At 31.1% G+C, this 24,672-nt stretch carries 26 protein-coding genes; 19 read left to right on the top strand and 7 right to left on the bottom strand.

Translation table 11 applies throughout. The features are described from left to right. Positions 1-189: 189 nt before the first annotated feature. The gene (locus tag RC62_RS06975; RefSeq protein ID WP_055093937.1) at positions 190-864 is read left to right on the top strand and encodes an ATP-binding cassette domain-containing protein; all 675 of its coding nucleotides are present in this window, start codon (positions 190-192) and stop codon (positions 862-864) included. A gap of 8 nt (positions 865-872) precedes the next feature. Here RC62_RS06975 and RC62_RS22845 read toward each other — a convergent pair whose 3' ends face one another. Next, positions 873-1,016 (bottom strand): hypothetical protein, encoded by a 144-nt coding sequence (locus RC62_RS22845; RefSeq protein WP_157472399.1) that lies wholly within the window; start codon positions 1,014-1,016, stop codon positions 873-875. Between the two features lie 287 nt (positions 1,017-1,303). On the opposite strand from RC62_RS22845, the gene RC62_RS06970 reads away from it, so the two are divergent. Beyond that, positions 1,304-1,621: a roadblock/LC7 domain-containing protein gene (locus RC62_RS06970; RefSeq protein ID WP_055093935.1), complete on the top strand. Its 318-nt coding sequence runs from the start codon at positions 1,304-1,306 to the stop codon at positions 1,619-1,621. A 23-nt stretch (positions 1,622-1,644) separates the two neighbouring features. After that, complete coding sequence (locus RC62_RS06965) at positions 1,645-2,019, top strand: hypothetical protein (protein ID WP_055093933.1); 375 nt, start codon at positions 1,645-1,647, stop codon at positions 2,017-2,019. 76 nt (positions 2,020-2,095) lie between these two features. Here the strand turns inward: RC62_RS06965 and RC62_RS06960 are convergent, their stop codons facing one another. After that, on the bottom strand, positions 2,096-2,872 hold the full coding sequence (locus tag RC62_RS06960) for an alpha/beta fold hydrolase (protein WP_055093931.1): 777 nt from the start codon (positions 2,870-2,872) through the stop codon (positions 2,096-2,098). Between the two features lie 393 nt (positions 2,873-3,265). On the opposite strand from RC62_RS06960, the gene RC62_RS06955 reads away from it, so the two are divergent. Both RC62_RS06955 and RC62_RS06950 read left to right on the top strand, forming a co-directional pair. Beyond that, a complete protein-coding gene (locus RC62_RS06955) occupies positions 3,266-3,622 on the top strand; it encodes a hypothetical protein (RefSeq protein ID WP_055093929.1) in 357 nt (118 codons plus the stop codon). 88 nt (positions 3,623-3,710) lie between these two features. Further along, positions 3,711-4,229, top strand: a complete 519-nt coding sequence (locus tag RC62_RS06950) for a ferritin (protein ID WP_055093927.1) — start codon at positions 3,711-3,713, stop codon at positions 4,227-4,229. A 66-nt stretch (positions 4,230-4,295) separates the two neighbouring features. On the opposite strand, the gene RC62_RS06945 is transcribed toward RC62_RS06950, so the two are convergent. Then, positions 4,296-5,588: an aminopeptidase P family protein gene (locus RC62_RS06945; RefSeq protein ID WP_055093925.1), complete on the bottom strand. Its 1,293-nt coding sequence runs from the start codon at positions 5,586-5,588 to the stop codon at positions 4,296-4,298. A gap of 413 nt (positions 5,589-6,001) precedes the next feature. Between RC62_RS06945 and RC62_RS06940 the strand changes: the two genes are divergently transcribed. Both RC62_RS06940 and RC62_RS06935 read left to right on the top strand, forming a co-directional pair. After that, positions 6,002-6,436, top strand: a complete 435-nt coding sequence (locus tag RC62_RS06940; RefSeq protein ID WP_055093923.1) for a hypothetical protein — start codon at positions 6,002-6,004, stop codon at positions 6,434-6,436. A gap of 2 nt (positions 6,437-6,438) precedes the next feature. Continuing rightward, positions 6,439-7,014: a hypothetical protein gene (locus tag RC62_RS06935; protein ID WP_055093921.1), complete on the top strand. Its 576-nt coding sequence runs from the start codon at positions 6,439-6,441 to the stop codon at positions 7,012-7,014. A 128-nt stretch (positions 7,015-7,142) separates the two neighbouring features. Here RC62_RS06935 and RC62_RS06930 read toward each other — a convergent pair whose 3' ends face one another. Beyond that, positions 7,143-7,547, bottom strand: coding sequence for a helix-turn-helix domain-containing protein (locus RC62_RS06930; protein ID WP_055093919.1), 405 nt, complete (start codon positions 7,545-7,547; stop codon positions 7,143-7,145). Positions 7,548-7,763: 216 nt separating this feature from the next. Here RC62_RS06930 and RC62_RS06925 point away from each other — a divergent pair, with 216 nt between their 5' ends. Beyond that, on the top strand, positions 7,764-9,125 hold the full coding sequence (locus RC62_RS06925; protein WP_055093917.1) for a hypothetical protein: 1,362 nt from the start codon (positions 7,764-7,766) through the stop codon (positions 9,123-9,125). 14 nt (positions 9,126-9,139) lie between these two features. Then, complete coding sequence (locus RC62_RS06920) at positions 9,140-9,832, top strand: hypothetical protein (protein WP_055093915.1); 693 nt, start codon at positions 9,140-9,142, stop codon at positions 9,830-9,832. 96 nt (positions 9,833-9,928) lie between these two features. Here RC62_RS06920 and RC62_RS06915 read toward each other — a convergent pair whose 3' ends face one another. Then, positions 9,929-10,132 carry a bacteriocin-like protein gene (locus tag RC62_RS06915; RefSeq protein WP_055093913.1) on the bottom strand — a complete coding sequence of 68 codons (204 nt, stop codon included), beginning with the start codon at positions 10,130-10,132 and terminating at the stop codon, positions 9,929-9,931. A 295-nt stretch (positions 10,133-10,427) separates the two neighbouring features. On the opposite strand from RC62_RS06915, the gene RC62_RS06910 reads away from it, so the two are divergent. The 6 genes from RC62_RS06910 (at position 10,428) to RC62_RS06885 (ending at position 15,831) form a co-directional block, all read left to right on the top strand. After that, positions 10,428-11,168, top strand: coding sequence for a LytTR family DNA-binding domain-containing protein (locus RC62_RS06910; RefSeq protein ID WP_055093911.1), 741 nt, complete (start codon positions 10,428-10,430; stop codon positions 11,166-11,168). Positions 11,169-11,268: 100 nt separating this feature from the next. Next, a complete protein-coding gene (locus tag RC62_RS06905; protein ID WP_055093909.1) occupies positions 11,269-11,829 on the top strand; it encodes a hypothetical protein in 561 nt (186 codons plus the stop codon). A 74-nt stretch (positions 11,830-11,903) separates the two neighbouring features. Then, positions 11,904-12,353, top strand: coding sequence for a GNAT family N-acetyltransferase (locus RC62_RS06900; RefSeq protein ID WP_055093907.1), 450 nt, complete (start codon positions 11,904-11,906; stop codon positions 12,351-12,353). A gap of 462 nt (positions 12,354-12,815) precedes the next feature. Beyond that, positions 12,816-12,995 (top strand): hypothetical protein, encoded by a 180-nt coding sequence (locus tag RC62_RS06895; protein WP_055093905.1) that lies wholly within the window; start codon positions 12,816-12,818, stop codon positions 12,993-12,995. A gap of 305 nt (positions 12,996-13,300) precedes the next feature. Next, positions 13,301-14,503 carry a hypothetical protein gene (locus RC62_RS06890; RefSeq protein WP_157472396.1) on the top strand — a complete coding sequence of 401 codons (1,203 nt, stop codon included), beginning with the start codon at positions 13,301-13,303 and terminating at the stop codon, positions 14,501-14,503. Continuing rightward, positions 14,500-15,831 carry a hypothetical protein gene (locus tag RC62_RS06885; protein ID WP_167343849.1) on the top strand — a complete coding sequence of 444 codons (1,332 nt, stop codon included), beginning with the start codon at positions 14,500-14,502 and terminating at the stop codon, positions 15,829-15,831. Before RC62_RS06890 ends, RC62_RS06885 begins: the two co-directional genes overlap by 4 nt. A gap of 65 nt (positions 15,832-15,896) precedes the next feature. Here RC62_RS06885 and RC62_RS06880 read toward each other — a convergent pair whose 3' ends face one another. Beyond that, the gene (locus tag RC62_RS06880; protein ID WP_055093900.1) at positions 15,897-17,258 is read right to left on the bottom strand and encodes a hydroxymethylglutaryl-CoA synthase family protein; all 1,362 of its coding nucleotides are present in this window, start codon (positions 17,256-17,258) and stop codon (positions 15,897-15,899) included. 345 nt (positions 17,259-17,603) lie between these two features. Here RC62_RS06880 and RC62_RS06875 point away from each other — a divergent pair, with 345 nt between their 5' ends. From RC62_RS06875 to RC62_RS06860, 4 genes are all read left to right on the top strand, one after another. After that, positions 17,604-18,269 carry a succinate dehydrogenase cytochrome b subunit gene (locus RC62_RS06875; protein ID WP_055093898.1) on the top strand — a complete coding sequence of 222 codons (666 nt, stop codon included), beginning with the start codon at positions 17,604-17,606 and terminating at the stop codon, positions 18,267-18,269. A gap of 11 nt (positions 18,270-18,280) precedes the next feature. Further along, the gene (locus tag RC62_RS06870; RefSeq protein WP_055093897.1) at positions 18,281-20,281 is read left to right on the top strand and encodes a fumarate reductase/succinate dehydrogenase flavoprotein subunit; all 2,001 of its coding nucleotides are present in this window, start codon (positions 18,281-18,283) and stop codon (positions 20,279-20,281) included. A 46-nt stretch (positions 20,282-20,327) separates the two neighbouring features. Further along, positions 20,328-21,074: a succinate dehydrogenase/fumarate reductase iron-sulfur subunit gene (locus RC62_RS06865; protein ID WP_055093895.1), complete on the top strand. Its 747-nt coding sequence runs from the start codon at positions 20,328-20,330 to the stop codon at positions 21,072-21,074. Positions 21,075-21,187: 113 nt separating this feature from the next. Further along, on the top strand, positions 21,188-22,207 hold the full coding sequence (locus RC62_RS06860) for a hypothetical protein (protein WP_055093894.1): 1,020 nt from the start codon (positions 21,188-21,190) through the stop codon (positions 22,205-22,207). Between the two features lie 75 nt (positions 22,208-22,282). Here RC62_RS06860 and RC62_RS06855 read toward each other — a convergent pair whose 3' ends face one another. Then, positions 22,283-24,586: a family 20 glycosylhydrolase gene (locus RC62_RS06855; protein WP_055093892.1), complete on the bottom strand. Its 2,304-nt coding sequence runs from the start codon at positions 24,584-24,586 to the stop codon at positions 22,283-22,285. Positions 24,587-24,672: the final 86 nt, after the last annotated feature.

The raw sequence follows: 24,672 nt of genomic DNA, 5'->3' as shown, positions 1-24,672 counted from the left end.
TTTTATCACAATTTTAAGTTTTGGATTTTTAATGAGTATTGCTTTTAAGGAATTATACCGCCAAAATGATTATTTATTTTATTCGAATAATGGGATTTCAAAAATACATCTTTTGGTTTTTGCTTATGCTTTTACTTTTTTTACTACCATTTTAATTGGTTTTATCACTTTTGTAATAAAGAATGTATTTTGAAAAAACATATTTTAGAAGTCGATGGAGTGCAAAAAAAGTATGATGAAAGAGTAATTCTTTCAGATGTATATCTAAAATGTGAAACATCTCAGATTATTGGGTTATTAGGACGGAATGGATCCGGAAAATCGACTTTATTAAAAATAATTTTCGGAATAATCTCGGCTCCTAATAAATGCATTCGAATAGATTCTGTTTCAAAAAATAAGCAGAATAATTTGTCTTCTGAAATTAGTTATTTATCCCAGGAACAATTCATTCCGAATCATTTGTCTGTAAAAAAAGCTATTTTATTATCGATCGATAAACAAAAATTAAAATTTTTTTATGAAGACGATTTTATTCAGTCGATTTTAAATAAAAGAATAAATCATTTGTCAAGTGGGGAATTACGATACCTTGAAATAAAAATCGTACTTTTTAATCCGTCGAAATTTGTTTTGCTCGACGAGCCTTACAACGGATTATCGCCAATAATGGCAGATCTGGTAAATGAAATGATAAAAGGTAATTCGCACAAAAAAGGAATTGTGATTACAGATCACAATTATCAGAATGTAATACGCATTTCGACACAATTAGTTTTAATAAAAGAGGGTAAGACGCACTATATAAGAGATAAAGCTGAACTTGTTGATAAAGGATATCTCACTAGTTCAGCTTTTTTATAAGGGATTTTTTAGCTAAAGATTTTTTTGAAAAAACCTTTTTTTGCGCGCTCTTGTAAATCGGGATTATTTATGCTTCCGTTTTCAAAACGGAATCTTCTAAATTTCATCAATTTTACATTTAAGTCAAAACGTACTTCGTCAACAGTTTTCATTTCGTTAAATTTTTTTTGCAAAGCTATGAAAAACTTGCTGTAAACGGTATTTGTTGTAAATGTTAAAATAAGATTTAAAGTATCTCAAACAGAATGATCTTTTTTTAAACAAATCTTCTTTTTTTGTTAACGTTTTTTAAAAAGTTTATTTTAAAAATTAAGAAACATTATAGTATAAATAAAAGTATTTCAAATGGTTACGTGTGGCTTTTTTTTAACAAGTGTTTAGGCGACAATTCTATTTAAAAAAATATCTTTGACCCTTCTTAAAAAAATATAATAGCGATATGATTGATTTAAATACACTCGTAGAGGAAACCGGGGCTGAATCTGGATTAACTTTTAATATAGATGGCATCTTACTTGAATCTGTTAATTTAGAGTACGATGGCAATGTAGCGGCAATGATCGGGATGATATTAAAGATGTGTTTAGAAATGTCTGAAGATGTAAATAACGGAGATCTTAAACAAGTCATGATTAAGAACAAAGACGGTATTGTGGTGGCTAATAAAGATGAGTACGATAACTGTGTTGCACTGCTTTCTAAAGATATAAGTAAAATGGGACTTTTGTTACGCAAAATGGATTCTGTTTTTCAATAAATTAATTTAAATACAATCAAAACATGTCAGATTTTTTACAAAATTTTCAAAACGATTTAAAAGAGAATGTTAACGGATTCATTGCCGTTTCAGTAACTGAAGTAGAAACAGGAATGTCATACTGCTCACTTTCTTTAAATCCAAATTTTGACCCAGAATTAGCATCTGCTTATAATCTAGAAGTTGTTAAAGCAAAATTAAATGCAATTAAAGCTTTAGGATTAGATCAAAAAATCAATGATATCTTAATTACACTAACAGATCAAATTCACATTATTGATGTATCTGAAGATGGTAAATATTTTATTTATTTAGCTGTTGATTCAACAAAAGCAAATCTTGGATTAACAAGAGCAACTTTAGCTAAATTTAAAAAAGACATTATTTCAAAACTATAATTTTTGCCCCCAATAATGAAAAAAAGGCTGTTCACGATTAATGAACAGCCTTTTTTGGTTTTTAAGATTATTTAGATTATTCAAAAAAATCTAATAATATAGTTTCCAGTTCTTCTTTGTTTTCGATCTGACTCATATGTCCATCTTCAAAAGAAACCAGTTTTACGTTTGTATTTTTGATTTGAGCAATACTTTCCTCATAGTTTAAAACCGGATCTTTTTTGCCTAAAATCAATAAAACCGGAAATAAGTTTTCATGAAGAAGAGCTTCTCTGTCTTTTCTAATTTTCATTCCTTCAAGCGAAGCTACAATTCCTTGCAGCGGTGTTTTTAGGGCCTGAATTTTTACTTTTTCGATTTCATCAGCTAATCTGGTTCTGTTATTTTCGCTGAATAAATTAGCAATTGCAAGGCTTACAAAGTTTATATAATTTTGTTTTACCGCTTTTATGGCGCGATTACGATTTATCTTTTTCTCGTGACTATCTGCTTTTGAGGTCGAGTTTAATAAAACCAGTTTATTGATTTTTGCCGGAAATAATTCGGCGAAAGCCAAACCAACATAACCACCCATAGAATGCCCAACAATAATAGCTTTTTCGATTTCAAGATGTTCTAAAACTTCTTTTACAACACCGGCATTATCTTCCATAGAATGTACATATCCCAAACAATCAGATTCGCCGTGGCCTAATAAATCAATTGTTATAACGCGATATTTTTCAGAGAAAAGAGCAATATAGTCTTTCCACATTTTTTTGTTTTCCAGAAAGCCGTGAAGCAATACAATTGTAGTTCCGTCACCTGAATCAGTATACGAGATCTTGGTGTTTTTATATGATAGAGTTTTCAAAATGATGTTTTAAGTTTAAAGTACAAAGATAAGAAATGACAAAACCATATAAGTAATATAAGATCATTTGAGTTAAAAATAGTAGTTATCGCGTTCAATTTTATGTTAAATGTTTAAACCATATAAGAGATATAAGTTCATTTTAGTTTAAAAAAAAGTTATTCAATTCACTCTTATGCTAAATATTCAAAGCATATAAGCTTATGCGAGTTTGAAAAAAAACATAAAGATTATGATTTAAATGAACTTGTATCACTTACATGGTTCAAAAAATACGGTCATTCGAACTGTTTTTAAAAACATTAAATGATTTTGTTATTTTAAATTAGTCTTAATTATGCTTGTTATTACTTAAAATTCTATATTTTTGCATCGTTATTATATCTTATCAGAATGGCATTAATTAGTGATTTGACCACCAAAGTATTATTTGAAACCGAAAAAGGATACAGTTATCAATGTGACTTGACCAATAGTATAATCATCAATTTTGTTGATACGGTGTCAAGTTATAAAATTCATGATTTTTTGATTTTTCAAAGAAAGGTTAATAGCGTTGACATTCTCAATATGCTTTATGACTTATCTGATCAGTCAGACGCACAGTTGATTGAAACTACTAAAAGAAATTTTTCCAGAAATCTTACTATCTGCGAAATAGTCCAGTTACGAGATTTATTAAACGGAACAAAATTTACCCTCACTTTACATTCTATGCTTTGCAATACTGTCAATGTAGAGCTTATTTAGATTCTTACTTAGATTAAATCCAAATTTTAAGGCATTTAGAGCTACCTTCTATAATTTTTGTAATTTTACGTAGATAAAAACAAAGGTTATGAAAGATTTACTAAGAACGAGTACTTCATTAGTTGAAGGAATAGAAAATATATTGAACTTACAGGCAAAAATAGAAAGCGACGCTTCTAATAAATATTTAGCTATGGCTGCATGGTTAGATAGAAATGGTTTTGCAAATACAGCATCTTATTTGTACAAGCAAGCCGAAGAAGAAAGAGAGCATTTTCTAAAAGTTTTCAAATATATTACAGATATGGGAGGGATTGCAGTTACGCCATCTGTTCCGGAAGTGCAGCAGGAATTTGCTTCTTTTAGAGAAGTATTTGAAATTGCTTTGCAAAACGAAATTGCAGTTACTCAGGCGATTAATAGAGTAATTGCAAAATGTAGAGCTGAGAATGATTATGCTACAGAAGATTTTATGATGTGGTATGTAGCTGAGCAAAGAGAAGAAGAGAAAAATGCAAGAAGAGCTTTAGAGCTTTTTGAACTAATCAACGCAAACGAAGCTGACGGAAAATTTCAATTGGATGTTCAGATTTCAAAAATCGGATAAATATCTATTTACTATATAAAAACAAAGCCCTTAATATTTAGTAAAGGCTTTGTTTTTTATCATGATTTATTGATTCATTAAGCTTTCGATTTCATCAACCTCAATCGGAATATTGCGCATTAGGTTAAAAGGTTCTCCTTTTTCCTGAACCACAACATTGTCTTCTAAACGAATTCCGAATTTCTCCTCCGGAATATAAATTCCAGGTTCAACCGTAAAAACCATATTGGCTTTCATAGGCTCGTGAAGCAAACCATAATCGTGCGTATCAAGACCCATGTGGTGAGACGTTCCGTGCATGAAATATTTTTTGTAAGCTGGCCATTCCGGGTTTTCGTTCTGAACATCGGCTTTATCAAGTAAACCTAAACCTAATAGTTCAGATGTCATGATTTTACCCACTTCAATATGATATTGTTTCCAAAGAGTTCCTGAAGTCAACATTTTTGTAGCTTCGTTTTTTACTCTTAAAACAGCATTGTAAACTGCTTTTTGTCTTTCAGAATATCTTCCTGAAACCGGAATTGTTCTTGTCATATCGCTTGAATAATTCGCATATTCTGCAGCAACATCCAATAAAATTAAATCTCCGGCTTTACATTGCTGATTGTTTTCGATATAATGCAAAACGTTTGCATTGTTTCCCGAAGCAATAATTGGCGTATACGCAAAACCTTTAGAACGGTTACGGATGAATTCGTGAACCAATTCGGCTTCGATTTCATATTCAGTAACATTTGGTTTCACGAACGACAATAATCTGCGGAAACCTTTCTCCGTAATATCGCAAGCTTGCTGAATCAAATCAATCTCTTCGCTTTCTTTTACAGAACGAATGCGTTGCAAAATTGGGTTGCTTTTTGCCACATTATGCGCTGGATAACGCTCTTTCCACCATTTTACAAAACGAGCTTCACGAGTTTCAGTTTCAACTGTTGCGCGGTAATGTTCGTTTGTATTAATGTACATTGTATCTGCATACGTCATCATTTCGTTCAAAACTTTATGAAAATCCTGCAACCAATAAACCGTTCTAATCCCTGAAACCTGAAAAGCACGTTCTTTGCTTAGCTTTTCACCTTCCCAAACCGCGATATGATCGTTAGTTTCTTTCAGGAAAAGAATTTCTTTTTGGTTCTCATAAGGCGCATCCGGAAACAAAAGCAAAATACTTTCTTCCTGATCAACACCGCTCAGATAAAAAATATCTCTGTGTTGTGCAAATGGCAAAGTACTATCTGCGCTAACCGGGTAAATGTCATTTGAGTTAAAAACGGCAACACTGTTAGGTTTCATTTCTGCCGTGAATTTTCTGCGATTTTTTACAAAAAGAGCGCTGTTTATTTGATGATATTTCATAATAATGTGAGTTTTGAACTTCGAATTTCAAAATTACTAATTTTTAGACAATGGCATAAGATTGCTTTATTAAAGTTTTCTTATTTGTTTGAGATTTTTTCTCTCGCAGATTTGGCAGATTTATTCTTTTTATTTCATTATGTTTTTCACCGTAATCTTTGTCATTTCGACGAAGGAGAAATCTTCGTAAGTAACTCGACAAAGATTTGAAAAAAAATCTTAGAATCTCAATTATGGCGTGTCCCTTCGGGTCGGGCTTTCAGCTATATCTTTTATTCCGTTTCACTTCATAAAAGGATAACGCCTCAATCCCTCACGCTGACTCGGTTTTCGAGTAAAAATATTGTTTTGCTGTAAGAAATGCTTTCGCTTAGAAGTATTTTGTATATTGCTTTTTATTTGAATGAATAAAAATGGCTCATAATAAAAATCTACATAAACTACTTAATATTTTTTATTCCAATGGCGATTACCCAGATCATGGTGATGACGTTATATTTGGTTCTTTTAGTCATGACGAATTAAAAGATCTGTTAAAACTTCCGAAGCTAGAAGTCGCTTTGCTTTTACGAAATCTTGTCGACAATAATGAATTAGAAAAAGTAGAAGTGGACACTTTTATTATTTCTCATTTAGGAATGAAAGCATTTGTAACAGGAAAATATATTAAGTTGTATCGAAAGGCTATAATTGACAATTTAAAGGATATTGCTAGTATTATAGTTCCAATTCTTTCTTTAACAGTTGCGATATTAGCTATTTCGATAAAGTTAAATAGTCCTTCAAAAGAGGATTTTGAAGTTTTGCAAAAGAAAGTCGAGAAATTAGAAAAAGAATATAAAAAATAATTATGCTTAAAATTAACAAAAAGACGATACTATTATTTTTGCTAATTTCTTCAATTGTTGTTGTAGTAATTTACAATGTAGAATATTTTAAAAAAGTAGATCCAACAATACTAACTTTAGTTTCGGGTTCAATAGGTTTTATAATTTCAAAAATTATTGAAGATTTAAAAGAAAGTAAACAACGACTTTACGAACAAAAAAGAAAGTATTATAATGAATTAATTAGACCGTATAGGGATGTTTTAAAAAATATAAAAGTCAAAAATGGAAATACTATATTAAACAATAAACAGATTGCAGATGCAATGGATACAGCTTTTGATAATATTCTCTATGCGTCAGATGAAGTCATTGAAAAATATGGTAGGTTTAGAAACACTGATACAAATGACACTGAAACAGGATCTAAAAGTTTATACAAGACATTAAAATTATTTTCGGACTTGTTATTAGCAATGCGTAAAGATTTAGGGAATAAATATACATCTTTAGATGATGTCCATATATTAAGAATGTTTATTAATATGTCAGAGAAAGAAGAAGAGCTGTATAGAAAAGAGTTTAAAAAAATTAAGTAAATAAAATTTTAGTTCTAGATAGCGCAAATTTCCAATACATAAATTGCAACAATAATCAAACCCATAAAAAAAACCGAAGTTTTAAGATGCTTCGGTTTTTTCTATAAATATATATTTTTCTGTAGAACTTATTTCTCGCTCAATAACTTCTCTAAAAGAGCAACTTTATCTTTTTCAGCTTCAACCAATCTTTCATAAAGTTTTTTATTCTCTTCAAAAGCTTCAAGAAGTTTATCTAATGGGTTAAATGTGCAATTATTATGATTTATTGTAGAAGAACCGTTATCATAAGTATTTCCCATAATATTAAAAACAGCTTCTTCAGAAAAATTTCTAATTACTTCGGCAGGAACGCCTAAAACTTCGGCAATTGCTTTTAGTTTCTCTTCATCAACGTTTTCGCTTCCTTCAATACTAGAAATAGTTTGTTGACTTACGCCAATAGCAATCGCAAGAGCTTCTTGCTTCATATCTCTAAGTTCTCTAATTCGGCTAATGTTTCTGCCTATGTGTTTTGGTTTCGCTGTGCTCATGATTCAAAGATATTTAAAATTCTTTTTATATTTTTTGATTTGGTAGAAAACAAGCCTGAGTTTGTGAGATACATTTTGTAAATTGTTTTCAGGATTGTAAAAATACAATTTTTCTGACGATTGTTGATTTTGACTTTTTTGTCATTTCGACGAAATGACAATATTGCGTAATATTGTATAATCTGGTATAAAAATAACAGCCCAATAAATAATAAAATGCACAATTCAGTTTTAAGACTAGTAACAATAAAAGAAGTAAAAGCGCAGTACCCGTTTTTAATCGATCATGAAGGATTTGATTATTTTGATGAATGGAACGACGATGATTTCTTTATTGTTGCAAACGAAGATGTAATCTTTGACGGTAATTTCTATTTAGATCTTTATGAAGAAAAAGAAAAAAAATGGCTTTCGAATATCTTAAATCTACCATTAAAAGAAATTGATTTAATACGAATCGAAGGAATTCTCATAAACGGAAATTTCTCTACAAACGGTTCTATCATAAATGCCGAAGGAGATTACGGACCGTATGTTTATATTGGCGGCAATGTCGATTGCCAAAGCTTATTATTAGGAGGTTCATATGTCGAAATAAACGGAAATGTAAAAGCTAACGAAGTTGTGATGACGTCGTATAATCACGGAAATTTTAAATGTTCCGGCATTATAGATTCTCCCGTTTTTATAGTAGAAGATCATTACACGACTTTTACAGATCGAAAAAATGATTTGTTTTATTATAATGATAAAACAGATGAAGTAGATCCAAAAAACGAGTGCACATATGATGAAGATTCAGGTGAAGATATTATCTCAGTCGAGTTGCGAAAACATTTAGATAACCCGTTAATAGAGACTTTCGAAGAGTTGAAACGGGAATTAGAATTTGGAGAATTGATTTTAAAACAAAATAATCCTCCTGCAAAAACTTATGAATATTGGCGCGATCGCGTTTTATCAAATTATAGAGATCTTAAATTGGTTCCTAAAGAATTTAAAACTGAAGAGCTTTGCAATCTGGCCTTAAATATCACTTATCATGCTTTACCATTTATTGATCAGAACTTAATAACTCCTGAATTCTGCGATAAATTAGTTAGCAAAGATGGTTTTGCAATTCAGGTTATTCCTGATGAGTTTATAACAAAAGAGCTTTGTTTTAAAGCCGCTGAAAATGGAACAGCGCTACGATTAATTCCGTCAGCATATTATTCTGAAGAACTGATTTTGTCAGTTTTCAAAAACGGAAAACATCAACCGGATATCAATGATGTTCCTTCTGAATTTATTACCAAAAGTTTACTAGTAGAATATGTAAAATTAGGCAAAGGATTATGGCTTGACAAAGCCTGTAAAGAAAACGGAATTGATAAAGTAGAGGTTTTAAAACGAGTAATTGATTCCGGAATTCAATATTTGGATACTGTTTTTGGGAATCATTTTAGTGCCGAAGTTGTTGATTATGCTGCTTCTATTTATAATAATGAAGAAAATAAACCGGAATGGAATAATTATGTCCAGAAATACAAAGTGAAATTTGAACGTCTTGGTTTGAATGGATATTTAGAAAATTAAACATTGTAATTATTATGAAATTTAAAGCATTAGCGTTACTCTTGATCGTTTTGTTTTTTGAAGTAAGCTGTGAAAAAGTTCCAGCATCAATAAAATTAAGAATCGAATTTGAAAATAAGCTAAATCAAGATCTTTCCAAAATTTATGGCATTCAGATATATAAAGATGGAAAAATATTCAAAAAATTTAGTTCGTTTGAAAAACCATACATTAGTAAAGAAATTACTTTGGACAGTTTAACAAACGGAACATACGAGTTCGTTTATGAAAATTTAGTTAATCAGACTTTGCGGAAAAAAATCGAAGTAAAAGAAAACAAGTCTTATGAGGTTTTAATATATCCGGATTATTCTGTTTATAAGGATTTTATTAAAAGATCATTTGTGCGGAATCTAAGAGAAGATCAAAAAGTAGAATTTTATTTTGAAAGTTTAGGCTGTTTTCATTCGGCAAAAGAGAGTTTGATTATTACTAAAAAAGGAAAAGTATATTATGCTGAGAATAAAGGACAATCTAAAAAATTAAGTAAAGAACAATTAGATACCATAATAAAGATGGAATGTGAATTAGAGCTTATAAAAGATGGAGGCTGCACGACATCAGATCATTATATTATCAAATCTGGGAAGCAAGAAAAAGAATTTTACGATGAAACCTGTAAATGGAATGGTTGGAGAAATATGTCTGAACAAATTAAATTAAATTAGGAAGTTTACAGTTTATAAATAAAGCTTTTCAGCGATAAAAAGATTAAATATAAAAAAACTGCTATTTTTTGGATAGCAGTTTTAATAAATTTATGATTATGATGCTCCGTATTCCATACAGCGACCTTTTCCTGATGTTTGGTATATATACCAACCACATGAGTTTATTGTTAAAAAAGTTTTTTCTTCACCCTCACATATCGGCCATGGTTCGCAGGTTCCACCTGTTCCACCGTTAATTGATTTTAATTCTTCTTTAGATAATTTTTGTAATGCTGATAAATTTTGGAAATTTTTCATAAGTAATTTGTTTTTTGGGTTTTCCTACTCTATAAGTTTTTCGGATACGACTTTGATAAAAATACAAATTATTTTCTAAATAAATACTTACAAAAAAACAGGTCTTGCTGTTTTATTGATTCTTTAAAAATCTGTTATCTTCTTGTTTCATTTAAAGTAAATTTGATGTAATTTCTTTCTTTTTGTGTTTTTATTGTAATGGTCAATCTTGAAACAAGTAAAAAACTAGTGGGTCTTACTTGAAATAAGTTAGATTAAAGTCTAATATTGTATAATATAATTGCTTTAAGAAAAAATGAAACAACTAAACATATCCATAAAACACAATCTAATAATAGGTTTAGGTATTGCGTTATGGATTTTTGTTTTTGCTTTTGTAATAAAACCTTTCGATGACGGAACTTTAGATTTCAGGTCCTGGTTTTTTATGAGTATTGGCTTTAGTTCTATGGCATTTTTGTGTTATGGTATTCTTGCCGTTGTTCAAAAAAGAGTTTATGAAAAAATCTCAATATGGAATTTAAAGTTTGAAGCAATTAGTTTAATATTCTTTTATCTAATTTATTTAATTGCGGTTTATACCTATTATAAAAGTCCAATTTTAAACGGAGGATATAGTTTTACAGCGTTTTTTATCATCATATTTATAAAAGTTGCTTTGATCTTAACTCCTGTAATTATTCTGGCGAGAAGATATTTACTCAAGCTGATTCCTGTACAAGAGGATATTTTAACTTTTAGAGGAGAAAATAAATTAGATGTTTTAAAAATTAAACAAGAAGATTTGGTTTGCATTTCTAATGCTCAAAATTATGTTGAGATTTTTTATGTAGAAAGCGGCAAACTCACATCAAAACTTATTCGGACTTCGCTCAAAAAAGTTCAGGACGATTTTGGATTTTTAGTTCAAATACATCGTTCGCATTTAATAAATCCAATACATTTTAAGTCCTGGAGAAATCAAAATACTATTATTCTAACGCAAATAGAACTTCCGGTTTCTAAAAATTATAAAGAAGCTTTATTGGCCTTATAATTTCGTACCTAAAATCGATACTTTCGTACCAAAGTCAATAAATTAGGTCTTTAAGAAAGATTCTGAGAGTAGTTTTGTTCATCAATTTTAAAAATTAATTATGAAAACGAAACATTTTTGCCTTCTCGGGTTGCTTTTTTTCTTTACCAGTTATTTATTATTTTCTAAGCTTTTACCCAGCTTTCAGCAACCAATAGATTTTGCACATTGGTTCAATCTTATTGGTGCTTGTTTTTTATTATCCTTTAATGATGTGTTTCCTAAAAACCGATTAAATTCTATAGCTTCAATTCTAACAACTTTAGGTGTTTTTGCGCATATTGGTCTTTGTACAATCGATTTTATAATGTGGAGTTTTGGCAATAACGAGCTTGCTAGAGAAGCATTAAGTAACCAAATAAGTAGTACGCCATCAATTTTATATCCTTTTATTATTGTTGGACCTTCTTTGCTTTTTATCGGATTATCAGCGCATGCGTTGAATTTTATTAAAACTCATTTTGTAATTGTTTTAATGATTGTTCTAAGTGCGCCAGCAATTGGTTTTTCGTTTTTTATATTAAAAAACGGAGTTTATATGTTATTGAGTTGCTTTATTTTTGCTTCGGGATTGGGTTTATTGCTGTATAGAAATGAAAATCTTGAAATAAATAATCTCTAAATCAACTGGAAAGTAGCTTTTTAGTAGATTAACGACTTTATAAATTATTATCTTCGTTATGATTTAATATAAAAATGACGATAGAAAAAGCAACAACATCTGATAACGAAATTCTAACTGATATAACCAAAAAGTCAAAAGCTTATTGGGGATATTCGGTAGAACAAATTCTAAAATGGAATCAAAATTTAACGATTACTCAGGATTATATTAGAGATAATAAAGTATTCAAATTAATAAAGGAGAATGTAGTTATAGGTTATTATTCTTACATTTTTGAAGGTCAAAAGCATGTCAAAATGGATAATTTATTTATCTTGCCGGAATATATTGGTAAAGGATTTGGAAAATTCCTGCTTCTGGATTTTTTAAACCGAATGAAAGAAGCTCAAATTCAAATAATAACGCTCGACTCAGAACCAAATGCTGAAGCATTTTATTCTAAAATGGGATTTGTGAAAATTGGAGAATTCGAAACTTCAATAAAAAATAGGTTTATGCCCATCATGGAAATGAAATTATAATAAATCAAACTAAATTGAAAAACTGTATTAAATATCTGCTTTCGCTCTTTCTGGCTTTTGTCGTGATTGCAAATGACGGTACAGTAGATTTTCAAACAAAATCGGCAGATTATTATCAATCTTCCTGTGTTATTTTAAGGAGAGAATTAGATTTTAGAAACTCTCGTTTCATCTTTAGTTATTCAAAATTTTTTTTTTAAAACGGTATTTTTAATTCCTGTACTTTATCTTCAGCTTAAAGATGTTTGTAATCTTGAGGTTCGAACTATTCATAAACTGCAAAAACTTCTTTATCAAAACATACATTCATTTATGAGACAATTTGTATTCATGAATGAAATGATAACTTCAAACAATTTCTACAAAAGTTTATACATCGCTTAGAGAATTTCTTTTCTAAGTATTTATGCTTTTTACGGCATAAAATGATACAATAATGTCTAATCATTTATCATTTTCAAAATGTATAAACACAATAATAAAACACGTTTAGTACAATCTAAACGACCGCTTCATTGGATAAAAAGAAAAATGGTGGTAATAATAACAGCCTTTATGTTAGGAATGTCAAACGGAATGAATGTTCACGATCAAGCCATTAAAGGAGATCAAAATTATACGGAACAACATAAAAAGGATTAAATAATTTTAAATTTAAAAGCCAAACCGAAGCAATTATAGTTTCGGTTTTTTTATTTGATTAAAGGCAAATAGTTGAAATTGTTGCAAGTCAGAGTGTTATAGTTGTAATATATTTAAAGTTAAAATTTAATTTATTTTTCTTTCAAAAAATGAATTTCAAACCTAAATGTTAAAATTTTTTTAATAGTTTTGGGCAAATTCCTACACAACCACTAATCCTTATTATGGACAAAAAAACCAAATTTTTTAAAACCGTTATATTACTTCAATTTATTCCCGCATTATTACTTGGTCTCTTAATTTTAATGAATTTTAGAAAGCAGAAACTTCTTAATGTAAGAGGATTTCATCCATATGAATTTAATTATGGACACGCAGTTCCTTTAATTTTCTTTGGCGTTTGTTTTCTTGTCTCTGTTTTAATTGTGTTTATAAAAAAGGAGAATGTTACGGAAGATGAAGCTGATATACAAAAGAAAGTTCGCCAGCAAAACTTTTGGAAATTTGCATTTTACTGCACTGTTTTCTTCTTAATAATCATTGCTGTTTTTGCATTTGGGTTATATCGAAAAAATCCATTTATAATAGATCAGCCAACTCTATTTTATAGTTTAGTGGTTTTAAGATCTTTACTCATTATAATATTAAGCTTAGTAACAGCTTCCTTTTTTTTAGCAGCAGGAATTTATTGGAAATCAAATAAAACACTTGCAGTTTTTATATTGATCTTTAGTTTTTTTATAATTGCTGCATCCTTTACTTATGAAGTTGTTTTTATAGGTGAATTTATGAATGCCTCAGAAAATTATATCAATCGAAGAGATGAAAAAGAACTTTCGTCTGATGCCGCAGAAACATCAGAAGATTATGTAGAAGCAGACAACGAACAAGTTGATTATGAGGTCGAAAAGTCTAAATTGCTTTCGTCCTGGAATTCTTTAATTCCGGATTGGGGAGCACTTGATGGAAAATATGATTTTTATGATGTCAGAATTCTAATAGGCAGAAGTTTAGACGATCATATTACCGAAAGTGACTATTATTATCTCGTTCAATACATTGATAATATTAGAGAAAATCCTGATGCACTTTATTTAGGATTCGAGAATTACAGATCAGTAATTTATAGTGTTATTTCACCAGAAATTTATCGCAAGGCAAATTTTGACAAAATTGTAGACGGGTTGCTTTTGACATACGATGACATTGGTGCTGAAAATGAAAAATTAAAAGAAATCTACAATGCTATGCATCAGTCTTATGGTAGTTCCAGACCTAATATGGAAAAATATTATTCAGATTTTGAAAAATATTTCACTGCAGAAACAATCGAAAAACTTCAGACTTATAAATTTTCTAATAATGCAGATTTTAAAGACGCTGATATTATGTGGTTTTATAGTTTTTGGGCAAGAAGAAATAATGAAGGAAATATAAAAGAAATTGCTATAATCTTAAACGAAATAAAAGAGCAATACGACGCAAATTCAAACTCAGACGAAGAATGATAAAATCTTATAAAATAGTTATAATAATTCAGTGTATAATATTGCTGGTTTTTAGTTTTGTCTTTAATAAAATATATAACGATGATATCCAGTTAATACCTATGATTCAGTTATTGATAATTGGTTTTTCGCCTTTAATTTTATTGGCAATTTCAATTATAATTCAAAGATTGATAGTGGCTGTAATCCATTCTGATTCTACAAATGATGAAGTGAATAAAGAAGCGCCAATTGATAAATTTTGGAAGAATGCCTTTTTTATAAATGTAATTTTTGGCGCTTTAACTTTTCTATGTTCTATTATTTCTTCCGTTTTAAAATTGGAAGTTGGAGTTGTTAGTTCTGATTATATTTATCGATTTTTTGTCTCTTTAGATATTTTAATGATTGCCAGTTTAATAATAAGTCTGGTTTTAAGAATAAAAGATTCTGTTATTGAAATAACTAAGTTTCTTGGTTTTTTAATGCTGTTTATTTCGATACTCATTTTTTCTTTTTCGTTGTATTTAGCGGTTTTAAATGTGGTTACAGTACGATCTTATAGTGGTGATAGTATAATTGGAACCTTAAATTCTGTGTCAGAAACAGAAGAAGTCGCTACAGATGTCGAACATGAAAGTGAAGGCGAAGGAGAAGGTGAGGAATCAGAATCTGATTATTATGGTTTTAACGAAATGAATTTTCCGGAAGTAAATATAAACGCATACTTCAAAGAACTTTTTGAGGATTCGAGTTATGATAATACCAAAACACAGGATCTTACTAAGAACTTTTTGTCGGGTTTTTTGGCATTAGAAAAAGATCAGTCCTTTACAGCAATCCGAATTGCAATAGAAAGAGGATTCGCTTATGATGAGGAAATAAAAAAAGTAGATGAAAAAATAAGGCGAAATCCTGAAGCGATTCGGGAAGCTTTTGATAGTTACAATACTTTATTGTATGCTTTTTTATCGAATAAAATTTATTTTGATTCCAATTTAAATTTAGTTGTAGATGCCTTAATAGAAACTCATGAAGATATTTATGCAACTGAAAATCCTGATGAAAGATTGAATAAAATCTATAAAACAATGATTTTTGGTGCGCAAAAAGAGTTTCCTAATTATTATTACAATGAGATAAAACCTTATGCATCAGAGAATGTTTTGAGTTTAGTAAGCAAAAATGCAGAAACAAGTTCAGAGAAAGATAATAGTAATGCAGAATATGCTTCGCAACTTAATACAGTCTGGATTTATAGTTTCTGGGCAAGACGACATAAAGAAAAAAATGATGATGTTGTTTTTGAAATCCTAAAAGAAATCAAGCAACATTATAATCAAGATTAATTAACTGAATAAAAAAACCGAAGCTAAGTACTTCGGTTTTTTTATGATTTAAAATTGGGATTAATTTAATCAACCCATTTATAATATCTCGCTCCAATTAAATTTGGGATTTCTTTTTCGATTTTATCTAAAATCCATTCGTTTTTTGGAGTTCGAATACTTTGTTTCTGTTCTTTTTTATGAAGGCTTTCATAAGTTTCAAAACCAATTTCGGTGCTTTCTTCCAAATTCTCAAAAAGCTTTGTTTTGGCTAAAGCCGATTGCCAGTTTGGTTGAATTGTTCCTTCGAAAACTTTTGATTTAGATCCGCTTCCGTAAGCTAAGAATCCAAATTTGGTTCCGGCAACTTCTTTTTTTGTGTCATAATAATGAGCCAAAGTCGATAATAACCCCATGAAAATAGATCCTGTATAAAGGTTTCCTATTAAAGATGAAGCCAATTCTGCAGGTTGTAATTTCTCGGTTACAAATTTTCTGTACTCATCAGATTTTCCTACTTCTTTAATTTTAGTTTGATAATCTGCAGGTTCGATATTTTCTGCAATAATTTTATCAGCATGATCTAAAGCATAAATTTCAGATAACATTCTGCGTCCCTGAAAAGAATAAGGCAAATGCATGATAATGCTGTTCCAGGTTTTGTATAAAGTTTCGGTTGTGTTTTTTAATTTTTTGAATGAGAAGTAAGCATTACGCGTACGATCCATATAACATTGATTCGAATATTGACCATCAAAAACAGGTTGATCTTTGTGGATCTCGATTTCGGCTTCTAAGTTATCAAACCAAGGATCGTTATTTTCGTTTTGGGTAATGGCGCTTTTTGATATAGTTCTGAATGGTTTAAAAAAGTCAAAAACGCCTTTTGTGCTTATTGCCCAATTTTCATCAAAAGCAATAATTCGAGGATTTGAAGTCACAAGCATTGCCAGAGCTCCGGCGCCTTGAGTGTATTCTCCGGTTGAGTTTAAGTCGTATTTTGCAAAATCTGTCGTAACGACAATTGCTTTTTTAGAAGGATTTAATTTTATAAAATCAATACAGTTTTGCAACGCATCAACTCCGCCAATACAAGCAAAAGTAAAATCGACAACATCACATTCTGATAAAGAATCTTCTCCGAATTTTTGTTCCATTAAATTTATTAAGAAAGAACTAATAGGTTTAGAACTGTCGATTCCGCTTTCAGTTCCAACATAAATCCGGCTTATTTCGTTTAAGTTTATATTATTGTCAAGGATTAATTTTGTTAAAGCGTTCGCGCCAAAAACAACTGCATCCTGATGTACGTCCGGAAGCGTCATTTTTATTAATCCAAGTCCTTTTTCTAATTTTTCGGGTTCAATATTTCTGGCAATTGCCAAAGTTTTTATGGGTAAATGTATGTTGGCTACATCAAAAGAGATAGCGTCAATTCCTGTTTTCATTATTAAATTTTAAGCCGATAAAGGTAAAATTATGTTGTGGAATGACAATTTTTTAATCCTATAAAATTTAAGGAGAGTAGAACTTTTAAAGAAAATAAATTAAAAGTTTACTTAAAATAATAATATGATAAGTTTTAGGGAAAGCAGAAGGCGTTTAATTGGGATGAAAAACGCTTTTAAAAAATTTTATAATAAAATAATTTGGGATACAATGTTTTTTATACGTAAAAGTACGTAATACGTAGGCTATTTTAAAATGATTATAAATAACAGCGAAATGGTTGTAGTTCTTTGTTAATTGAGTTATTTTTGTGTAATTTTTTAAAACAAACTACTTAAACACTTATGGCACAATCTGCACTATTGAATGCTTCCATCTTAAAGAAAGTGGCTATGGCTCTTTCGGGAATATTCTTAATCACGTTTTTAGCGCTGCATGTTTCCTTAAATTTCATTTCTATTATTAGTGAAGATGTTTTTAACGAAGCTTCTCACTTTATGGGATACAATCCGCTGATTCAATATGTAATGCAACCAGTTTTGGCAATCGGAGTAATTTTCCATTTCGTTATGGGATTTGTACTGACTGCTCAAAATAGCGCTGCACGACCAATTAATTATGCAAAATACAATGGAGCTGCAAATGCTTCATGGAGTTCTAGAAATATGATTATTTCTGGATTGGTTATTTTGGCTTTCTTAGGATTGCATTTTTATGATTTTTGGTTTCCTGAAGTTAACTACAAATATATTGCAGGTGCTACGCCAGATGCTACAAGATATTATGGAGAGTTAGTTCATAAATTTCATGATCCTATTCGCACAGGATTATATTGTGTATCATTTGTGTTATTAGGATTTCACCTTTGGCACGGATTCGGTTCATCTCTTCAATCAATGGGGATGCACAATAAGTATTCAAGATTTTTAAGTAAAGTAGGTTATGGTTTTGCAGTTGTAGTACCGGCACTTTTCGTAATTATCGCATTATTTCATCATTTCAATAATTAATATAAATTATAATGGCATTAGATTCAAAAATTCCACACGGCCCAATATCGGACAAATGGACAGATTATAAAGATCATATTAATTTAGTAAACCCGGCTAACAAACGTAATTTAGATATTATCATTGTTGGTACAGGTTTGGCTGGAGGTTCAGCTGCGGCTACTTTGGCTGAGCAGGGATATAACGTAAAAGCTTTCTGCTTTCAGGATTCACCTCGTCGTGCGCACTCTATTGCGGCACAAGGTGGTATCAATGCAGCAAAAAATTATAAAGGTGACGGTGACTCAGTTTACAGATTATTTTATGATACTGTAAAAGGAGGAGATTACCGTGCACGTGAGGCAAACGTTCACCGTTTAGCTGAAGTTTCTGCTAATATTATTGACCAATGTGTGGCTCAGGGAGTTCCATTGGCTCGTGAATATGGTGGATTACTTGATAACCGTTCTTTTGGAGGAACTTTGGTTTCTCGTACTTTTTACGCACAAGGACAAACTGGTCAACAATTATTGTTAGGAGCTTATTCTGCAATGAACCGTCAGATTGGTCGTGGTAAAATAAAAATGTACAACCGTCACGAAATGCTTGACATTGTTATCGTAAACGGAAAAGCGAGAGGTATTATCGCTCGTAACTTAATCACTGGAGAAATAGAAAGACATTCTGCTCACGCGGTAGTAGTTGGTTCTGGAGGATACGGAAACGTGTTTTTCTTGTCAACAAATGCTATGGGAAGTAACGCAACAGCAGCTTGGAAAATTCATAAAAAAGGAGCGTTTTTCGCAAACCCTTGTTACACACAAATTCACCCAACTTGTATTCCGGTTTCAGGAGATCACCAGTCAAAACTGACTTTGATGTCTGAATCGTTACGTAATGACGGTCGTATTTGGGTTCCTGCAAAACAAGAAGATGCAAAAGCAATTCGTGAAGGAAAGAAAAAAGCAACTGATTTGACTGAAGCTGAAAGAGATTATTTCTTAGAAAGAAGATATCCTGCTTTTGGTAACTTAGTACCTCGTGACGTTGCATCTCGTGCTGCAAAAGAAAGATGTGATGCTGGTTTTGGTGTTAACAAAACTGGAGAAGCTGTTTACTTGGATTTTGCTGCAGCGATCAAACGTTACGGAACTGAAGAAGCTTTCGTAAAAGGTTTAGATGCTAACGATGCGGCTTTGGTAACTAAATTAGGAGCTGAAATCGTGAAAAGTAAATACGGAAACTTATTCCAGATGTATTACAAAATCGTTGACGAAGATCCGTATACAACACCAATGATGATTTATCCTGCAGTTCACTACACAATGGGTGGAACCTGGGTTGATTATAACTTAATGACTACAATTCCGGGATGTTTCTCAATTGGAGAATCTAACTTCTCTGATCACGGAGCAAACAGACTTGGAGCTTCTGCTTTGATGCAAGGTTTAGCTGATGGATATTTCGTATTACCTTATACTATTGGAGATTACTTAGCTCCGGATATTAAAATGGGAGAAATTTCTACAGACTTACCAGAATTCGTAGCAGCAGAAAAAGAAGTAAAAGATCAAATCGATAGATTTATCAATAATAAAGGAACTCATTCTGTAGATTATTTCCACAAGAAATTAGGAAAAATCATGTGGGATAAAGTAGGTATGGCTCGTAATGCTAAAGGTTTAACTGAAGCTATCGAAGAAATTGCTGCTTTACGTGAGGAGTTTTATAAAGATGTAAAAGTTCCTGGAAGCGCTAACGAATTTAATCAGGAATTAGAGAAAGCGACACGTGTTGCCGATTTCTTAGAGTTAGGAGAATTATTCGCGAAAGATGCATTACACCGTAATGAGTCTTGTGGAGGTCACTTCCGTGAAGAATACCAAACAGAAGAAGGAGAAGCACTTCGTGATGACGAAAACTTTGCATATGTTGCAGCTTGGGAATACAAAGGAAAACCAAGTGATGCAGTATTACACAAAGAACCTCTGGTTTACGAAAACATTAAATTAGTTCAAAGAAGCTACAAATAGTATTTAAAAAGTTGATATACTTTTTGATACTTAAAACTTATACAAAATGAAACTTACATTAAAAATATGGCGTCAGAAAAACGCCCAGGATAAAGGGGGAATTGTTGATTACCCAATCGACGGAATCGAACCAGATATGTCTTTCCTTGAAATGCTTGATGTTCTTAACGAACAATTGATCAATAAAGGTGAAGAGCCAGTAGCATTTGACCACGATTGTCGCGAAGGAATCTGCGGAATGTGTTCTTTGTTCATTAACGGAGAAGCACACGGACCAGACAGAGGAGTTACTACTTGTCAGTTACACATGCGTATGTTTAAAGATGGCGATACAATTTTTATCGAGCCATTTAGAGCAAAAGCTTTCCCTGTAATTAAAGATTTAGTTGTTGACAGAAGTTCTTTTGACAGAATTCAACATGCAGGAGGATTTATCTCGGTAAATACTTCAGGAAATACAATTGATGCAAATACAATTCCAATCAACAAACATGATGCAGATAAATCATTTGATGCTGCAGCTTGTATTGGTTGTGGAGCTTGTGTTGCAACTTGTAAAAACTCATCAGCAATGTTGTTCGTTTCTGCAAAAGTATCTCAATATGCATTATTACCACAAGGTAAAGTAGAAGCGGTTGATCGTGTTTTAAACATGGTACACCAAATGGATTTAGAAGGTTTTGGTAACTGTACAAATACAGGAGCTTGTGAGGTTGAATGTCCTAAAGGAATTTCTCTTGAAAATATTGCACGTATGAACCGTGAGTATTTAGCAGCAAGTTTAAAAGGATAATTTAAACATACATTTAGTTTATATAAAAACGCATTCATTAAGTTGAATGCGTTTTTTTTGTACTATTTTTATCGCACCTAAAAAATAATATACACCAAAACAAATCTTGTTAAATGAAAAGAATTTTACTTATTGTAATGCTTGCCCTAAGTATTCAAAATTATGCTCAGGTAGCTGTAACTGCTTCTGACCGTGGTTCAAACGATGCCTTTGAAAAAGGAGAGTTAGAGAAATTTAAAGCTACTACTACCGTTTTTGTACTGCCTCAGTTGAATAAAAAAGAAGATTATGAAAAAATCCTGAAAGAAGTCTGGACAGTTACTCCGTACAAAGTCGTTGAATATAAGGATTTTAATATAATGGATTATGTAGATGGTAAATATTCAATTGCAAAATTCATGGGAGATATAACTACAAGTTCAAAAGGTACCGTTTATATTCATACCAATTTTGCAATACGAATTTTAGATAAAGAGAAATTCGATAAAGGAGTAGCAAAACTGAAATCAGATGACAAAAAATACGATAGAAAACTGAACGAGGTTTTAAATGAAAATTTGATTTATATAGCAAGAGCTCCTCTTTCTGCTAATAATAAATTTTTAAATGATGCAATGGGAACTGGTAAGGTAAAAAAGACATTGAGCGAATTGTATGAACAAATGTATACTGAACAAAGTTTTACCAATACTAATTTGGGAATGCTGAAAAACTATTTTCAGCAAATAAATAAAATTATCAGTAAAGGTGAACATTGCGGATTGTATGATGATTTTGCAGCTCCTGAAGTTAAAAATCTAAAAGAAAATACACTTTACATTCCGGAAGCTTATATGATGGAATATAGTCCATGGAAAGGAACTGAGAAACTTAGGGATGAAAAAGATCTCAAAAAACTTTTAGAAGATTACAAATACAAGTACCAGTTTATTAGAGATGAAGATCTGGAAAAGAAGATTTTAAATAATGAAGATATCTATTATTTAAGATATGTAAGTATGAATGGAAATAAATATATACAAGTTGTGAATGCTAAAACTGGTGATGCAGCTTATTATTTTTATGGTGCCGGTTTTGCATATAATTTAAAAGATGATGATTTTAAAAATATTAGTAAAGCAATATCTAAATAGTTTTTTTTAATAATCTAAATTGATCTTTTAATAATAAAGACGCATTTGCTAAAACGAATGCGTCTTTTTATATTTTTATTCATAATACAATTGCGAAGCACTAATTTCTTGTTTTTCTTTTCCTTCTTGTTGAATGAAACACGTTAAAGTAGTTCCGCCAATCTGGTCAAAATAACCAATATTGATTTTATGAAATCCTTTTTCTAGTTTTACTGCTCCATACGCTTCATTGAGCCAATGAATTCCGTCGTTATTAACAACTAATTCATTATCGATAAAAAGCTTCGATCCGTCATCTGAAAGCGTTGAAATTGTATAATTTGCTGTTTCCGAAATAAAGATATATCCGTCGAATTTTAAGCCAATATAACGCTCTGTTTTCGTTTTCCATTTTTCACTGCTTATTGCACCTTCAAAAATTCCTGAATTAACAGGTTTTGCTAAATCTAAATCCTGAACTTTTTGGAATAAGGTTCCGATATAATAATCGAATTTTAAACCTTTTTTAGCAGGTTTTATGGTCAAAGCCGATTTTAATTCCGGATTTCTAACCAATATCTTACTGATCGAACTTCTTCTTCCGCTTGGACTAATTTGAACCGTTTTTATAATTCGAATTTCTCCTTTTGGGATATTTATTGTGACCGGTTTTGTGTAAAGTTCAGCTGTTTCATCAGGATTATATCCATCAATTGTATAGAAGATTTGTCCGCTTTTGATCGTTGGTTTTAAATCCAAAACATATTTTGATCCGATTAAAGCTGTTTCATTAGAACCAAAAGGACTCGGAACTTTATACAATCTTTTTTGCGCTTCTAGTTTTTCCAAATGATGTGGAATTTGATTCAGAATAAAATGGTTGTAATTTTTATTTTGAGGTTCTGTCCAGGCAATTTCTGCTAAAGCAAATACACGCGGATAAATCATATAATTTAATTTTGCCGGACTTGTTAAGTATTCTGACCAAAGATTAGATTGTACTCCTATAATATATTTTTGTTCGTCAACGGTTAAACTATCAACAGGAGTAGGATTATAATTGTACATTTTTTCAATCGTGGTTAATCTTCCAATTGTTAAAGGCTCTTGCGGAGAATATCCTTGGTTATAATCCAGATAAAGTACTTGTTCCGGATTCATGATTACATTATGTTTTTGTCTTGCAGCGCTAATTCCGCCAGCTTCGCCTCGCCATGACATTACAGCAGCATTTGGCGCAAGCCCGCCTTCTAGCATTTCGTCCCAGCCTAAAATTTGTCTTCCGTTTGCATTCAGGAATTTCTCGATTCGGGTTGTTAAATAACTTTGTAATTCGTGTTCGTTTTTTAGACCCAACTCTTTGATTCGCTTTTGGCAATTCGGACATTCTTTCCATCTTGCTTTCGGACATTCGTCTCCACCAATATGAATGTAAGTACTCGGGAACAAAGCCATAACTTCTGTTAAAACATCTTCGAGAAAAGTAAAAGTCTCTTCTTTTCCGGCACAGAAAATATCTTCAAAAACACCCCAACTTTCAATAACTTTATATTGACGATCTGGAAAACAAGATAAATTTGGATAAGCAGTAACTGCTGCAGTTGCATGACCGGGCATTTCGATTTCCGGAATAATATTCACATAATGTTCTTCTGCAAATTTCACTACGTCTTTGATTTCTTCCTGAGTATAAAATCCTCCGTATGGATTTCCGTCAAAAAAATAAGGGAATCTTTCGAATTTATTTCCGACTAAAGTTTGTGCTCTTTTCGAACCTACTTCAGTTAGTTTTGGATACTTTTTTATCTCAATTCTCCACCCTTGATCGTCCGTTAAATGCCAATGAAAGTTGTTTAATTTATAATACGACATCTGTGCGATAAAATCTTTTATAACATTGACAGAGAAAAAATGACGGCAAACATCAAGGTGAAGCCCGCGGTAGCTGTATCTCGGCTCATCTTCGATAGTAACGCAAGGCAATTTCACTTCTTGATCCGTAGTTTTGTTCGGAAGCATTTGCAATAAACTCTGAACGCCATAAAATAATCCTTCTTCACTTCCGGTAACGGTTATTTTTTTTGAGGTAATATTGATTTTATACGCTTCTTTTTTTAAGGAAGCGGATGGATTTTTAGTAATGAATAAAACTTCGACCGGACTCTTTTTTGAAGACACATTTTTGTTAATAGCAGCTTCAAAAATATTTGCCGTTTTTTGCTCTTTGGCACTAAATTTATTCTTTTCGAAAATAACTTTAATTTGTCCGTTTAACCGAATACTGTCTCCGTTTGCTTTGTATGAATTTGGAGCAGGAATTATAGATTTGTTTTCAAAAGAAGTTTGGGCACTTATGACCGTGCAGCAGAATATTAAAAAGAGGAAGAATGTTGTTTTCATGTTAAGCTGGAATTTATTTTTTGGCAGTAAACAAATTTAGAATTTGTAATTGCTGTTTTGCAAAAAAAATGCAAATGGTTTTATGT

It is taken from the genome of Flavobacterium aquidurense (assembly GCF_001404985.1).
GTDB classification, from domain to species: Bacteria; Bacteroidota; Bacteroidia; order Flavobacteriales; family Flavobacteriaceae; genus Flavobacterium; species Flavobacterium aquidurense_B.
Note: the sequence above shows the minus strand (reverse complement) of the source record. Positions and strands in the feature narration are given on the sequence as shown.

Excerpts from the sequence above, each read along its gene's own strand:
- RC62_RS22845 (WP_157472399.1), bottom strand. The coding sequence starts at position 1,016 with ATGAAAACTGTTGACGAAGTACGTTTTGACTTAAATGTAAAATTGATG.
- RC62_RS06970 (WP_055093935.1), top strand. The coding sequence starts at position 1,304 with ATGATTGATTTAAATACACTCGTAGAGGAAACCGGGGCTGAATCTGGA.
- RC62_RS06965 (WP_055093933.1), top strand. The coding sequence starts at position 1,645 with ATGTCAGATTTTTTACAAAATTTTCAAAACGATTTAAAAGAGAATGTT.
- RC62_RS06955 (WP_055093929.1), top strand. The coding sequence starts at position 3,266 with ATGGCATTAATTAGTGATTTGACCACCAAAGTATTATTTGAAACCGAA.
- RC62_RS06950 (WP_055093927.1), top strand. The coding sequence starts at position 3,711 with ATGAAAGATTTACTAAGAACGAGTACTTCATTAGTTGAAGGAATAGAA.
- RC62_RS06945 (WP_055093925.1), bottom strand. The coding sequence starts at position 5,588 with ATGAAATATCATCAAATAAACAGCGCTCTTTTTGTAAAAAATCGCAGA.
- RC62_RS06940 (WP_055093923.1), top strand. The coding sequence starts at position 6,002 with ATGGCTCATAATAAAAATCTACATAAACTACTTAATATTTTTTATTCC.
- RC62_RS06935 (WP_055093921.1), top strand. The coding sequence starts at position 6,439 with ATGCTTAAAATTAACAAAAAGACGATACTATTATTTTTGCTAATTTCT.
- RC62_RS06930 (WP_055093919.1), bottom strand. The coding sequence starts at position 7,547 with ATGAGCACAGCGAAACCAAAACACATAGGCAGAAACATTAGCCGAATT.
- RC62_RS06925 (WP_055093917.1), top strand. The coding sequence starts at position 7,764 with ATGCACAATTCAGTTTTAAGACTAGTAACAATAAAAGAAGTAAAAGCG.
- RC62_RS06920 (WP_055093915.1), top strand. The coding sequence starts at position 9,140 with ATGAAATTTAAAGCATTAGCGTTACTCTTGATCGTTTTGTTTTTTGAA.
- RC62_RS06915 (WP_055093913.1), bottom strand. The coding sequence starts at position 10,132 with ATGAAAAATTTCCAAAATTTATCAGCATTACAAAAATTATCTAAAGAA.
- RC62_RS06910 (WP_055093911.1), top strand. The coding sequence starts at position 10,428 with ATGAAACAACTAAACATATCCATAAAACACAATCTAATAATAGGTTTA.
- RC62_RS06905 (WP_055093909.1), top strand. The coding sequence starts at position 11,269 with ATGAAAACGAAACATTTTTGCCTTCTCGGGTTGCTTTTTTTCTTTACC.
- RC62_RS06900 (WP_055093907.1), top strand. The coding sequence starts at position 11,904 with ATGACGATAGAAAAAGCAACAACATCTGATAACGAAATTCTAACTGAT.
- RC62_RS06895 (WP_055093905.1), top strand. The coding sequence starts at position 12,816 with ATGTATAAACACAATAATAAAACACGTTTAGTACAATCTAAACGACCG.
- RC62_RS06890 (WP_157472396.1), top strand. The coding sequence starts at position 13,301 with ATGAATTTTAGAAAGCAGAAACTTCTTAATGTAAGAGGATTTCATCCA.
- RC62_RS06885 (WP_167343849.1), top strand. The coding sequence starts at position 14,500 with ATGATAAAATCTTATAAAATAGTTATAATAATTCAGTGTATAATATTG.
- RC62_RS06880 (WP_055093900.1), bottom strand. The coding sequence starts at position 17,258 with ATGAAAACAGGAATTGACGCTATCTCTTTTGATGTAGCCAACATACAT.
- RC62_RS06875 (WP_055093898.1), top strand. The coding sequence starts at position 17,604 with ATGGCACAATCTGCACTATTGAATGCTTCCATCTTAAAGAAAGTGGCT.
- RC62_RS06870 (WP_055093897.1), top strand. The coding sequence starts at position 18,281 with ATGGCATTAGATTCAAAAATTCCACACGGCCCAATATCGGACAAATGG.
- RC62_RS06865 (WP_055093895.1), top strand. The coding sequence starts at position 20,328 with ATGAAACTTACATTAAAAATATGGCGTCAGAAAAACGCCCAGGATAAA.
- RC62_RS06860 (WP_055093894.1), top strand. The coding sequence starts at position 21,188 with ATGAAAAGAATTTTACTTATTGTAATGCTTGCCCTAAGTATTCAAAAT.
- RC62_RS06855 (WP_055093892.1), bottom strand. The coding sequence starts at position 24,586 with ATGAAAACAACATTCTTCCTCTTTTTAATATTCTGCTGCACGGTCATA.